The organism is Exiguobacterium sp. SH0S2, assembly GCF_004337185.1.
GTDB lineage: Bacteria > Bacillota > Bacilli > Exiguobacteriales > Exiguobacteriaceae > Exiguobacterium > Exiguobacterium aurantiacum_A.
In genome coordinates, this window is record NZ_SJVB01000002.1 from 445,827 (window position 1) to 457,777 (window position 11,951).

Sequence of the window (11,951 nt, forward strand, 5' to 3'; positions counted from 1 at the left end):
ATTTCTTATTGTGAAGTTTATCACAATTAAAATATAACAGGCTTTCCTATGGATGGATAGATGTAATTGCTCACTATTTCACATGAAAATAACAATGTTCATTTTTTAGACAAACGTTGCTGTTGAGCCATTTTTATGAAAACGGTTACTTTTAGAATGAATCATTCAGCTTCCGGGAACAGTCAAAGAGAGACGTAGGGAAAGGATGAATCAAATGAAACGACAACGTGGATATTTAGCACTACCGGTCGCCGTCGCCTTTATTCTCATCTTCGGACTGTTGTTCGACAACTGGTGGCTCGGTATCGGGATCGGCATCGCGATGTTTTTCGCGTTCCAAGGGACGAAGAAGAAAGCGTGAAACTTTTTGAGGCGACACTCGTAGAAACTGGGCAAAGGAGGAGTTCTCCATGTCCAACAAACAGACGACGGGCAGCTATGCCTTTCCGCTTGCACTCGGCGTCGGCGTCACGTTTGCGATTGCTCTCGACAACTATCTTCTCGGGCTTGCCCTCGGGGTCGGTCTGTATTTTGCATTTAGCGATTCACCACAAAAAACATGACACCGACCGCCTCATTGAGCGAGCTTTGTCATGTTTATCCATGGCTCGTGCGGTAGCAGTTGATCGATCTCATTAAGGAAGGCCGATGTAGATGACATCTAAAAAAACATTACCCAAGTTTCAAATCGCTTTTGCTTTACTGATTTTGGGAGGAGTACTTTTTCTTCTACATGAGGTATATCAGCGAGAAACTTTTTTGAATGAAACGTTACATGACCATTTTTCGATCGAGAAGAACGCTTATGACGTCGAGTTCAGCATTAATCAATTTGGATACTTGTATCGTTTGAAATTCGAAGACGAAAAGAGAGTCGAATATGAATTTTTCGTCAAAACCAATCCGGACAATGAGTATGTCGTCACCTATTACGGACATAACTCCAAAGGCGATTCACCTTTGAGAGAAGATGAATTCACCACTTTGAACACAGGATACTAAATTTACATCTGTTAAGAGAGTTTCAATAAGAAAATGACTGAGGTATATACTTCAGCGATGCGACCTCGATTGAAACCGCTCGACCTCGTCCGTCATGATGGCATCGACACCAGTCATGTCCGGCAGCTCGTTCGGGTCGTTGATCGTATATAGTCGAATCAAGCGATTCTGCTCTCGAAGCGTCATCCAGTCTCTCGTCCCGATAAACTCCGGTTGGGCATGAACGGCCTCGGCCCCAATCCGCTCGATGAAATCAACCAAGCCTGGATGCCCGTCCACCGTTAAAACGGCGATCCTCGCTTCTCGGGCGATATCTCGTAACCGGATGAGCGTATCCGGATTGAATGACGAGAAGACGACACGTTGCTCGAGCTTGAACTCGGTGACAGCGAGCCATGTGAGATATTCAATCCCGTCATAATCGAATCGGTCCGTCTTCAGTTCGATATTGAGCGTGACATCGGACGATTCAATCAATAAGAGTACTTCTTCGAGCGTCGGGATTCGTTCCCCGCTCTCAGTGCTTAGCAAGCGGATCTGCCGGAGCGTCATGTCTTTCACGTAGCCGCTCCCGTCTGTCGTCCGGTCGACCGTCTCGTCATGGATTACGACGAGGCGGCCGTCTTTTGAGAGCTGGACATCGAGCTCGATGCCTTCGGCGTAAGGCAGCGCCGCTTGAAACGCCGCCAACGTATTTTCCGGATACTTGGCGCTATAGCCGCGATGGGCATAAATCAACACGTCACTGCCCCAAGGTGGAAGTCGTCTCGTCGGCCGCACGCTTCAACGCGTCCTCGACCGACACGCCTTGGTATAAGCTCTCCATCGCATTGACGACGCTCTGACGCGACTGTGGGAACGTCGAGATGAGCGCGCCTTGTGTCGCCGGGGACGCCTTCGTCTCGCTCAATTGATCGACCGTCACTTTTAGCTGTGGGTACTCGGCCCACATCTCTTCGACAATCGGTTCGTTGTAAGCGTCCGGGTTGATGGCGAAGTACCCCGTCTCGACGTGCCACTTGGCCTGTGCTTCTTTCGAGGCGGCATACTTCATGAACTCCCATGCGCCTTGCTTCGTCTCATCGGCGATACCGTCCCCCATCCAGAGCGAGGCGCCACCGATGACGACCCCTTCACGGTCTGCTTCGTCTGGTACCGGCAAGTACGAGGCGCCGACTTCAAACGACGCATTGTCCGCGACCGTACGAATTCCAGCCGATGAGTCGAGATACATCGCGACTTTCCCAGACTGGAAAGCGGCGCGCATGTCGTCCCAGTTTTGTCCGACATTTAGGAACGTCTTCTCGTCGTACATGTCTTTGATCAAGTTGAAGGCGTTCTGACCTTCTTCGCCGTCGAACACCGCTTTTGTCGGCGCCCCACTGCGGCCGTTGTCGTTGTCGACGTAAAGACCGCCTTGCGCGGCGACGAGCTGTTCGAAGAACCAGCCGTAGTTGAGCATCGTGAAACCGGTCTGGTCATCGGTCGTGAGCGCCTTCGCCGCTTGCTTCAATTCGTCATACGTTCGTGGTGCCTGCTCCGGATCGAGTCCCGCTTTTTCGAAGGCGTCCTTGTTGTAGATGAGCACCGGTGTCGATGAGTTGAACGGCATCGAATACTGCTTGCCGTCGACTTGGTAATAGCTCAAGATGTTCTCTTCCCAGACGCTCGTATCGAAGTCTTCTTTGTCGATGAACTCTTGCACCGGCGTGATCTTGTTCGTGTCGATCATATACTTCGTCCCGACCTCGAACGTCTGCATGATGGCCGGCGCGTCCGTCGAACCGGCGACGGCGTTAAATTTGGTGAGTGCCTCTTCATACGTCCCCTGGAACACCGGTTTCACTTCGTAATCCTCCTGCGACTCGTTGAAGGCGTCGACCTGATTGTTTAGCGCCGTCTCTAGGTCCCCGCTCATCGCGTGCCAAAACACGACTTCCGTCTTCCCGTCTTCTGTCGTCGATGCTTCCGTCGCCGCCTCTTCGCTACCGCATGCCCCGAGTAATAATAGCGAACTAGTCAATCCTGCGAATAGTGCTTTCTTCTTCATCGTACATTCCCCCTATTATTTGATCGCACCTTGCGTCAATCCTTCTTGCAACTGTTTTTGTCCAGCGAATAACAGCATCAGCGTCGGGATGATGATCAAGATGACCGCGGCCATGACGACACCCCAGTCCGATGCCACCTCGTTCGACTGCATCTGTTTAATCCCGATTTGAACCGTTCGAGCCTGCTCCGTGTTTGTGACGAGGAGCGGCCATAAGTACATGTTCCATGTCGTCAAAAAACTGTAGACCGACAACGTGACGAGCGGCGTCTTCGACACCGGTAAGACGATATTCCAAAAGAAACGGAAGCGGCTGACCCCGGCGATTTGTGACGCCTCATACATCTCGTGCGGGATCGTCTTGAACTGTTGCCGAAGCAGGAACGTCCCGAACGCAAGCGCGAAGAACGGGACCGACAGCCCCCATACCGAGTTCAACCACCCGAGTGACTGGATCGTCAAGAAGTTCGGCACCATCGTCGCTTCCCACGGCACCATCATCGTCGCGAGAAACAACATGAAGATGAGCGCTTTCCCTTTGAACTCGATGAAGACGAACGCGAACGCAGCGAGACTCGACAAGGCGACTTGTCCGACCATGACGAAAAGCGCAACGACGAGACTGTTCCACAAATACGTCAACAGCGGCAGGCGCTCGAACGCCGCGACGTAGTTCGCGAACGACGCCTCACGTGGGAACAAGTGACCGTTCAATACTTCGCCGCCGTCCATCAAACTGATCGAGAACGCATAGGCGATCGGGAACAGCATGACGAGCGTACTCAAGACGAGAAGCGTATACGTGACTACTTTCCGAAGCGTCATTGGTAATGCACCTTCCTTTCGACGAGCTTGAACTGGAGCCACGTCAAGAGCAGCACCGTGACGAACAAGAGCACCGCCTGGGCGCTCGCCCCACCGACGTTATAGTTGATGAACGCGTCCTTGTAGATGGCGTAGACGATGACGTTCGTCGAATTCGTCGGACCGCCTTTCGTCAGTAGATCGATCTGTCCGAACGTCTGGAACGCGTTGATGAGCGAAATGATACCGACGAAGAAGAGCGTCGGTGACAGCATCGGAATCGTGATTGACCGAAGCTGCGTCCCGTAACTCGTCCCAGCGATGTCCGCGCTCTCGTACAGCGTCCGGTCGATATTTTGCAGTCCCCCGAGGATGATTAAAAATGTGAAACCGATGTTCATCCAGACGGTCGCGAGCGATACCGACAGGAGTGCATACTGCGGGTCAAGTAGCCACTGTACCCCACTCGCCCCGACCGCTTCTAAGAAACGGTTGAAGATGCCGATCGACGGATTGTACATAAACATCCAAATGACCGATGATGCCGCGACGCTCATCCCCATCGTCGCCGAGAACGCCGTCCGGAAGAAACCGATACCGCGTAGTTTCTCATTAGCGAGCAGCGCTAACCCTAGCGCGATGATGATTGTGAGCGGAACGGTCAACAGAACGAAGCCGACCGTCGCTTGGATGCTTTGCCAAAACGAGGCGCTCGTGAACAGTTTCGCGTAGTGCTCACCCCCGACGAAGCTGAGCGGCGTCCCCTGCGTATCAGTCCGAAAAAAGCTCAAGTAGATCGTCCGGAACAACGGATAGACGAGGAAGATGCCAAACAGCGCAATCGAGGGCGATAAATATAAGATCCCGGCCGCTGCGTCCGAGAGGCGTGCCCGGACTCTCTGTTTCGGCAACGCGACCGTCATTGGAACACCTCCAGCGCCTCGAACAGTTTCGGTTGCCGTGGCTCGATGCGATCGCCGGCCGTATCAAACAGCGACATTTGTTTCGGATCGACGTAACAAGCGATTTTCTCCCCGATCGAGAGCGGCCACTGTCCAGGCCATTTGGCGAGCCATTCGGTCCCGCCCATATCGAACGCAAGAATCGTTTCGGTACCGAGCACTTCGATGTTCTTCAGTTCGGCATAAAACGTCACCGTCTCCCCGGCCGGTGTGACTTGTTCCGGCCGAATACCGAGCGTTGCCACATCGTGTTTCGTCACCGTATTCGGATGGAAGAGACGTCCATCCGAGGCAATCCAGCCTTTCTCCGCCCTTTTCACCTCGGTCAAGTTCATCGGAGGCGAGCCGATGAACGAGGCGACGAACGTATTGGCCGGTTTGTTGTACAGATCGAGCGGCTTGCCGACTTGTTGAACTTCCCCGTCGTTCAACAACATCATCCGATCGGCCATCGTCATCGCCTCGACTTGGTCGTGCGTCACGTAGATCATCGTCAAGTTCAGCTTGCGTTGCAGCTGGCGGATCTCGGAGCGCATTTTGGCACGGAGCTTGGCGTCAAGGTTTGAGAGTGGCTCGTCCATGAGGCAGATTGGCGCCTCGGTGACGATAGCCCGGGCCAGTGCGACCCGTTGCCGCTGACCACCTGATAATTGGCGGGGCTTGCGCTTCAAATAGTCGGTCAGACCGAGTGTCTCGGCCGCCGCATCGCACCGTTCGCGCTGCTCGAGCTTCGTGAGCCCTTTCGTATGTAGTCCGAACGTAATATTTTTCTCGACCGTCATATGCGGATAGAGCGCATAGTTTTGGAATACCATCGACAGTTGCCGCTCGCTTGGCTTCAGCTCGTTCGCAGCGATGCCGTCAATCCGGAGCGTACCGCTCGTGATCGACTCGAGACCGGCAATCATCCGGAGCATCGTGCTCTTGCCGCAACCCGACGGTCCGACGAGCGCGAAAAATTCGCCCGGCTCAATCGTGACGTCGATGCCGCGGATGACCTCGGTGTCCCCGTATGATTTTTTGAGGTCTTGCAGTTGGATCGACTTCATGCCATTCCCTCCTTCGTCGCGTGTGACGCCCATAGCCGCTCGTCCCCTGTCGAGACGGCGAACGCCCCATGTGACAACGCTTGGTGGACTTCGATCGGTTTACGAATCATCCCACCCGTCACGATTGGGAGTGAGACGCTACCGGCGACATGTTCGATTACGCTCGGGATGAGACCGGGCATGAGTTCGAGCGCGTCCGGTTGCTGCTCGTTTGCCAGTTTAATACCGGACGTGACGGCGTCCGAATCGACGAGGAACAGACGTTGCACTGTCATCAGGCCAGCCCGTTTGGCGTGTTGGATGACGGACGCTTTCGTCGTGACGATGCCGTCGGCGCCGACCCGTTTCGCCAAATAGTCGATGCCGTCACGGTCGAGGCTGATGCCGTTGATTCGTTCCGCGTGCAGGAACACGGTCCGGTTTTCCCGCTTTAAATGGGTTACATAACGGTCGAGCGTGCTGAGCGTGCCCATCATGAGGAACGTCGTCGTGACGTCCGATTGCAGGAACTTCTCGAGCTGTTTTGGCGACTTGATCGATGCGATCATCTTCTCTCGTCCAATCGTGCGAATTGTTGGATTCACTTGAATCATCCTCTCTTAAGAAAAAAGGACCAACAGAAACATGACGTCACGGACGTATGGGCTTCTGTTGGTCTCTCGAATGTTCTACCGAATGCTATTCACTTTGGATTGAGGGGTCTCACAAGTCATATCGTACCGAACGATTGTAAAGTGTCTGTGAACGCTCTGCAAAATTTCATTAAGGAAACGTAAAAAAACCGATTCACGGGGAATCGGTCAATGTTTGTCGCGCCTTCGCCAAGATGTCGGCTTTGACGTCGTCGTCACGCCCTTGCCAGTTGCGGACCATCATCTTCATACGTTGGTTGTTCGAGAAGCGTTCCTCGTGCTTGTCGATGAAGTTCCAGTACAGGGCGTTGAACGGACAGGCGTCAGCCTCGGTCGTATGTTTCGGGTTATACTTACAGCCTTTGCAATAGTCGCTCATCCGGTCGATGTATTTGCCCGAGGCGATGTACGGCTTCGTCGCAAGACGTCCCCCGTCCGCGTGAAGCGCCATGCCGAGCACGTTCGGCAACACGACCCAGTCGTAGGCGTCGATATACATCTCGTTGAACCAGTCGCTCGTCTGTTGCGGCGAGATTTCGAACAGCGTCGCATAGTTACCGAGCACCATCAGCCGCTGGATGTGATGGTTGTGCGCTCGCTCGACGACCGGCTTCAAGCTCTCGTGCATACAGTTCAGGTCCGTGTCCGCGTCCCAAAACAAGCCAGGTAAGTCACGCTCGTGGTTGAACGTGTTCACGTCTCGATAGTCGGGCATCAACGCCACATAGACGGCGCGCATGTATTCCCGCCAGCCGAGAATTTGGCGGACGAACCCTTCGACTGAAGCAAGGGGCGCGTCGGTCGCGCATGACGCCTCGATGACTTCGTGCGGGGTCAGCAGTCCGACATTGATCGCCGCCGACAACAGACTGTGCGACATCTCCGGGTTTTCGGTCAACATCGCATCCTGATACGGACCGAACGTCTCGAGCCGCTCGTCGACGAAACGCTTGAGTGCTCGCCTTGCCTCGTCCCGCGTCACCGGCCAAGCGAACGGTTCGATTTGTCCGGGGTGGTCGGAAAACGTCGTCTCGACTTTTCGGATGACGTCTGTCGTGATGGCGTCAGGTCGGAAGTGGATGGCCGGTGGGAACGTGAGCCCGGACCTTGGCGGCTGGCGATTGTCCGCGTCGAACGACCATTTGCCGCCTTTTGCTTTCCCGTCTTCGAGCAACACGTCAAACCGTTTGCGCATATGACGGTAAAACCGGTCCATCCGCCACGGCTCGCTGCCGAGCGTGTCGACGGCCTCTTGCTTCGTTAAATAGAAGAGCGGTACGTCCGTATGTTCGATGAGCTCGTGCTGGTCTCCGAACTGCTTCAGCTTCCGCTCCATCGGCTCATCAGTGACGGCCGTGTAGTGAATCGCCTCGGGGTCGAATCTACTGAAGTGATCGTTCCACGCGTCTTGGAACGAGTCGGCCTCGTGGTAGTCGACGGTGAAGCCGCGATCGCGTAACTCAGCGGCGAAGTGTCGCATCGCCGAGAAGATGAGGACGAGTTTTTGTTTATGATACTTCCGCCACATCGCCCGTGACGTCGCCTCGATCATGACGATGACGTCGTCAGCTTTGACGTGGTCGAGCATCTCAAGGTCGTGTGATAACTGATTGCCGAAGATCCAAAATGAGCGCACGGATTCATCTCCTCTCTGATTTTTTGATTGTGCTACACTAAATTTACATCTGCTTCATTTAGAAAGGAATGGTTCGATGCGCCCGAAGCGTCTGCAAACATGGATCGACAGCCAATACGAGAACCCGCGCGGCATCGTCGGGACGTATATCGGCGAGAAGATGGTCCGCCAACACCGGGTAGAAGTCGACTGGACGATTGAACAGTTGGCGGTTCAGCCGGGCGACCGCATCCTCGACCTCGGTTGTGGAGCCGGTGACGCGATCGCGCAAATGCTTCGTAGCTTTGATGAGGTGCACGTGACCGGGCTCGACCGTTCCCCGACCATCGTCCGCTCGGCCTCAAAACGAAATCGAGCGGCCTTACGAGCAGGGCGAGCCGAGGTCGTCGAAGGCGACCTCGGGACACTCCCGTTTCCGGAAGGGAGTTTCAATCACGTCTTCAGCATCCATACACTCTACTTTTGGGAAAACGTGCCTGCGGTGCTTGCCGAGATTGAACGCGTCTTAACCCCAGGCGGGTCGTTCGTCATCACGTACTGTGACGGGAAAGGCGACGTGACCTGGGACGGGATCACGACGCTCGTCCGGGAACAGTTCTTCCCTTCCGCCAAGACGCTCGGTATGACAGACGTCTCTGATCAGCGCGGACCTGATTCTCGCGATTATCATACGGTCGCGGTGAGTGGACGCAAAACGCAATCCTAATTGAGCAACCCATCTCACAACAACAGCCCCTTTCTTTATTCGTTATAAAGAAAGGGGCTGTTCGTATATAGATACAATCGGTCAATAGACAACATCCGCAGAAGCGATGTCGTACCGGATCCGCGTCCCTTCTGTTTCCGCAATCGCCCCTTTTAACGAAGCGATGTCTGTGATTACGGCTTCTCGATTCGAATCGGCTTCAACAAACTGGAGGGCCGCCTCTACTTTAGGCAACATACTGCCGGCCATAAAATGATTCTCCTCAATCAACTGTTCAAGACGAGACGTCGAGACGGTCTCCAATTTCTCTTGGTTCGGTTGATTGAAGTGGATGTAGACGTTAGATACTCCCGTGATGATCATCAAATGCGTTGCTTCAATCGACCGGGCCAGCTGCGCGGCGGCAAAGTCCTTGTCGATAACAGCTTCCACGCCTCGAAGCGTGTATTGCTCACGGACGACAGGAACGCCGCCCCCACCTGCAGCGATGACGAGATGGCCTGCATCTAGCAAGTCTCGAATGACCGGTGCCTCAACGATACGGATCGGCTTCGGACTGGCGACGACTTTTCGATATCCGCGTCCCGCATCCTCGACCATCACATCGCCTTTCATACGCATCTCGACCGCTTCCTTCTCAGTATAAAACGGGCCAATCGGCTTTGTCGGATGATCGAATGCAGGGTCTGATAAGGCGACTTCCGATTGCGTGATCATCGCGACGACTTGTCGCTCCATGCCTCGACGGGCGAGTTCGTTCTTCAATAGCTGTTGGAACCAATACCCGATCATGCCTTGCGACATCGCTCCGCACGTCCCTAAATCCATCGCCGGTGTCTTCTCCGAATTCGCCATTTGTTGCTGAATCAAAATCGCACCGATTTGGGGGCCGTTCCCATGACTGAGTACGACTTCATGTCCTGCCTCGACCAAGTCGGCGATGTGACGCGCCGTTTCCATGATGGCGTGTCGTTGTGCTTCTGCCGTCCCATCGTCCGTTAAAATCGCATTCCCTCCGAGAGCAATGACAATTCGTTTTTTCATCTGTCTAGTTCCTCCATTTCTTGTTTCAATGCCAAATATATTCCGAGCGCAGTATCCTGTCCTGATGAACTCCCAAACGTGATGAGACGTTCCCATTCAACCTCACAATTTGAGAACGATTCGGTCAACAGCACTGTAATCAGCCTTTTTAATTCGCTCGTATACTCTCCCCGCAGTGCCGCCTCATAAAAAGCGACAGAACTTCGTGTCGTTCGATATTTAGCTGTCATCACGTAATCGTTCTGCCACTTCATCGGACGTCCCAATACCTCACATACGGCCATATAGCCAATTAAGACGTCATCGCCGCTCGGCGTCAGTCCTTTGCCGTAGCCGATCAGACGTTTCCCTTCTGCTTGACCGATGTTCGTCAAATATTCATACAGCGGTTCTCGTCTCTCTTCATAGGCGTAACTCCAGTCGTGACCGAGTTCGCGCAATCGTGCCTCCATCTGCCTGAGGTTTAAGGCCAGTTCATAGCGCTTTGGCTCGACACGTTCCATGTTCATTTTCAACACCTGGTCTGGATAGATCGTTATCCCGCTCGGCACGTGGTGAATCGTCGCACCGATGCCCGCCAATAGACAATCTCCTACTCTCCACTCCAATCGATCGACCGTCTTCACATGAATTCCAAAAGGCGTATGTCCGTTCTTCGTCGTACCGATGTAAATCAAGTGTCCCCCCATTCGCAGGTTATAACCGTTTCGAAAGACGGCCTCGACTTGTAACGCTTGGGGGAATTCTTGAAGGAGAGAGGCAGCATACGTACTGTACGCCGCCCCGATTTGTCTCATGCGTGTTGCACCAGTCCTAATTTTTCAGCGTATGCTTCGAGCGCCTTCTCGAAGCAGGCCAGTGGAGCACGAACCGTTCCCGCACCGACTTGGCCGATACCTGGCTCCCGGTGTGCGATTCCTGTATTGATGATCGGTGTGATCCCGGTCTCGACGACTTTCCGGATATCAATACCGACGCAGGCACCTTGGAAATCCCATGATGGAATACTCAAGTTCGGGTTATGTCGATCGCAAATTTCGTTCATCTCTTCACTGATTGCGAGCGCTTCGCTCGATCCTGCCCGGCCGAGGAACCGCGTAACACCTGGCGCAGCGACCATCGCCATCCCACCGACGCCATACGTTTCCGCAATCGCACTGTCACCGATGTCCGGGTTCGCATCGTCTTGGCTGTAGCCTGTGAAGAACAAGCCTTCCGGCATGTTGACGGGTGCCGTGAACCATTCGTCCCCCATACCGCTGATTCGAATTCCAAAATCTTTCCCGTTTCGGGTCATAGCCGTCACGATCGTGCCCGCTTCGTGCCGTCGAGCCTCGTCTAGGATTGCTTTTCCGGTCGCCATCATGACGTTTAAAAAGAACTGATCGGTATCGGCCAAGAACTGCAAGACGTCACGTCGTTCCGTTTCATCGACGTCCGCCAACATAAGGTAAGGTGCCAATTCTTTTAGCAGCAACACCGAGGCCGCGATATTTCGTTGGTGGAACTCATCCCCCATCGTAATGGCTTTCGAGATGATGACGTTCAAGTTGATCCCGTCTCCTGCTTGTTTCAACGTTTGTGAGAGGACCGGCCCCAGAACGTCTTTCATCCAGTGGAGGCGTGCGATGACTTCTGCATCGTTGGCACCAAACCGCATCACTTTTCCGATTCCTTCGTTCATCGTGCAGTACGCTTTCGCACTTCCGTTTCGGTTTTCGACAACGAGGACCGGCATATGTCCAGACGTGATCCCGCCCATCGGTCCGACCGCTTTCACATGATGACACGGGATGAACGTCACGTCTCCGCGCTCGAGCATCGCTTCCGCCTCTTCATAATCGTCGGTCCACTGCTCAAAGATGATCGCCCCTATGGCCGCTCCTTTCATCGGCCCCGTCATGTCTTCGTACGCGATCGGTGGGCCAGCATGGAGAAGTACTTTTTCTTTCAATTCTGGAATGACCGTGTGAGCTGGGACGACGTCCGTCAAAAACGGTTGTCCTCCGATAATCGTTTGAATCACCTTGTCATTTGCTTCTTGAATCATCGCTCCGATACTCATT

13 protein-coding genes are annotated in these 11,951 nt (G+C 53.9%); 3 read left to right on the top strand and 10 right to left on the bottom strand.

Going from position 1 to position 11,951, the window contains the following annotated elements; all coding sequences use genetic code 11:
• Positions 1–214: 214 nt before the first annotated feature.
• Both EVJ21_RS15425 and EVJ21_RS15360 read left to right on the top strand, forming a co-directional pair.
• Complete coding sequence (locus tag EVJ21_RS15425) at positions 215–361, top strand: hypothetical protein (protein WP_167615672.1); 147 nt, start codon at positions 215–217, stop codon at positions 359–361.
• A gap of 49 nt (positions 362–410) precedes the next feature.
• Positions 411–563, top strand: a complete 153-nt coding sequence (locus tag EVJ21_RS15360) for a hypothetical protein (RefSeq protein WP_161568952.1) — start codon at positions 411–413, stop codon at positions 561–563.
• Between the two features lie 490 nt (positions 564–1,053).
• Here EVJ21_RS15360 and EVJ21_RS06970 read toward each other — a convergent pair whose 3' ends face one another.
• From EVJ21_RS06970 to EVJ21_RS07000, 7 genes are all read right to left on the bottom strand, one after another.
• Positions 1,054–1,782, bottom strand: a complete 729-nt coding sequence (locus EVJ21_RS06970) for a glycerophosphodiester phosphodiesterase (RefSeq protein WP_131490220.1) — start codon at positions 1,780–1,782, stop codon at positions 1,054–1,056.
• Positions 1,745–3,052, bottom strand: coding sequence for an ABC transporter substrate-binding protein (locus tag EVJ21_RS06975; protein ID WP_131490221.1), 1,308 nt, complete (start codon positions 3,050–3,052; stop codon positions 1,745–1,747). The genes EVJ21_RS06970 and EVJ21_RS06975 overlap by 38 nt, the downstream gene beginning before the upstream one ends.
• Positions 3,053–3,067: 15 nt before the next feature.
• Positions 3,068–3,877: a carbohydrate ABC transporter permease gene (locus EVJ21_RS06980; protein WP_131490222.1), complete on the bottom strand. Its 810-nt coding sequence runs from the start codon at positions 3,875–3,877 to the stop codon at positions 3,068–3,070.
• Positions 3,874–4,779 carry a carbohydrate ABC transporter permease gene (locus EVJ21_RS06985; protein ID WP_070328148.1) on the bottom strand — a complete coding sequence of 302 codons (906 nt, stop codon included), beginning with the start codon at positions 4,777–4,779 and terminating at the stop codon, positions 3,874–3,876. Before EVJ21_RS06985 ends, EVJ21_RS06980 begins: the two co-directional genes overlap by 4 nt.
• Positions 4,776–5,867 carry an ABC transporter ATP-binding protein gene (locus tag EVJ21_RS06990; protein WP_131490223.1) on the bottom strand — a complete coding sequence of 364 codons (1,092 nt, stop codon included), beginning with the start codon at positions 5,865–5,867 and terminating at the stop codon, positions 4,776–4,778. Before EVJ21_RS06990 ends, EVJ21_RS06985 begins: the two co-directional genes overlap by 4 nt.
• The gene (locus EVJ21_RS06995) at positions 5,864–6,451 is read right to left on the bottom strand and encodes a glycerol-3-phosphate responsive antiterminator (protein WP_236636571.1); all 588 of its coding nucleotides are present in this window, start codon (positions 6,449–6,451) and stop codon (positions 5,864–5,866) included. The genes EVJ21_RS06990 and EVJ21_RS06995 overlap by 4 nt, the downstream gene beginning before the upstream one ends.
• A gap of 202 nt (positions 6,452–6,653) precedes the next feature.
• Entirely contained in the window at positions 6,654–8,135 is a 1,482-nt protein-coding gene (locus tag EVJ21_RS07000) for a cryptochrome/photolyase family protein (protein WP_131490225.1), read from the bottom strand.
• 76 nt (positions 8,136–8,211) lie between these two features.
• Here EVJ21_RS07000 and EVJ21_RS07005 point away from each other — a divergent pair, with 76 nt between their 5' ends.
• Positions 8,212–8,841 (top strand): class I SAM-dependent methyltransferase, encoded by a 630-nt coding sequence (locus EVJ21_RS07005; RefSeq protein WP_131490226.1) that lies wholly within the window; start codon positions 8,212–8,214, stop codon positions 8,839–8,841.
• 81 nt (positions 8,842–8,922) lie between these two features.
• On the opposite strand, the gene arcC is transcribed toward EVJ21_RS07005, so the two are convergent.
• From arcC to EVJ21_RS15430, 3 genes are read right to left on the bottom strand one after another with little or no spacing between them, the layout of a single operon-like run.
• The gene (gene arcC, locus EVJ21_RS07010) at positions 8,923–9,885 is read right to left on the bottom strand and encodes a carbamate kinase (RefSeq protein WP_131490227.1); all 963 of its coding nucleotides are present in this window, start codon (positions 9,883–9,885) and stop codon (positions 8,923–8,925) included.
• Positions 9,882–10,682 carry an oxamate carbamoyltransferase subunit AllH family protein gene (locus tag EVJ21_RS07015; RefSeq protein WP_131443561.1) on the bottom strand — a complete coding sequence of 267 codons (801 nt, stop codon included), beginning with the start codon at positions 10,680–10,682 and terminating at the stop codon, positions 9,882–9,884. Before EVJ21_RS07015 ends, arcC begins: the two co-directional genes overlap by 4 nt.
• The gene (locus EVJ21_RS15430; RefSeq protein WP_236633435.1) at positions 10,679–11,950 is read right to left on the bottom strand and encodes a YlbE family protein; all 1,272 of its coding nucleotides are present in this window, start codon (positions 11,948–11,950) and stop codon (positions 10,679–10,681) included. Before EVJ21_RS15430 ends, EVJ21_RS07015 begins: the two co-directional genes overlap by 4 nt.
• Position 11,951: the final 1 nt, after the last annotated feature.

Bases quoted from the DNA above. Each gene is read 5' to 3' on its own strand.
- EVJ21_RS15425 (WP_167615672.1), top strand. From the start codon at position 215: ATGAAACGACAACGTGGATATTTAGCACTACCGGTCGCCGTCGCCTTT.
- EVJ21_RS15360 (WP_161568952.1), top strand. From the start codon at position 411: ATGTCCAACAAACAGACGACGGGCAGCTATGCCTTTCCGCTTGCACTC.
- EVJ21_RS06975 (WP_131490221.1), bottom strand. From the start codon at position 3,052: ATGAAGAAGAAAGCACTATTCGCAGGATTGACTAGTTCGCTATTATTA.
- EVJ21_RS06980 (WP_131490222.1), bottom strand. From the start codon at position 3,877: ATGACGCTTCGGAAAGTAGTCACGTATACGCTTCTCGTCTTGAGTACG.
- EVJ21_RS06985 (WP_070328148.1), bottom strand. From the start codon at position 4,779: ATGACGGTCGCGTTGCCGAAACAGAGAGTCCGGGCACGCCTCTCGGAC.
- EVJ21_RS06990 (WP_131490223.1), bottom strand. From the start codon at position 5,867: ATGAAGTCGATCCAACTGCAAGACCTCAAAAAATCATACGGGGACACC.
- EVJ21_RS07005 (WP_131490226.1), top strand. From the start codon at position 8,212: ATGCGCCCGAAGCGTCTGCAAACATGGATCGACAGCCAATACGAGAAC.
- arcC (WP_131490227.1), bottom strand. From the start codon at position 9,885: ATGAAAAAACGAATTGTCATTGCTCTCGGAGGGAATGCGATTTTAACG.
- EVJ21_RS07015 (WP_131443561.1), bottom strand. From the start codon at position 10,682: ATGAGACAAATCGGGGCGGCGTACAGTACGTATGCTGCCTCTCTCCTT.
- EVJ21_RS15430 (WP_236633435.1), bottom strand. From the start codon at position 11,950: ATGAGTATCGGAGCGATGATTCAAGAAGCAAATGACAAGGTGATTCAA.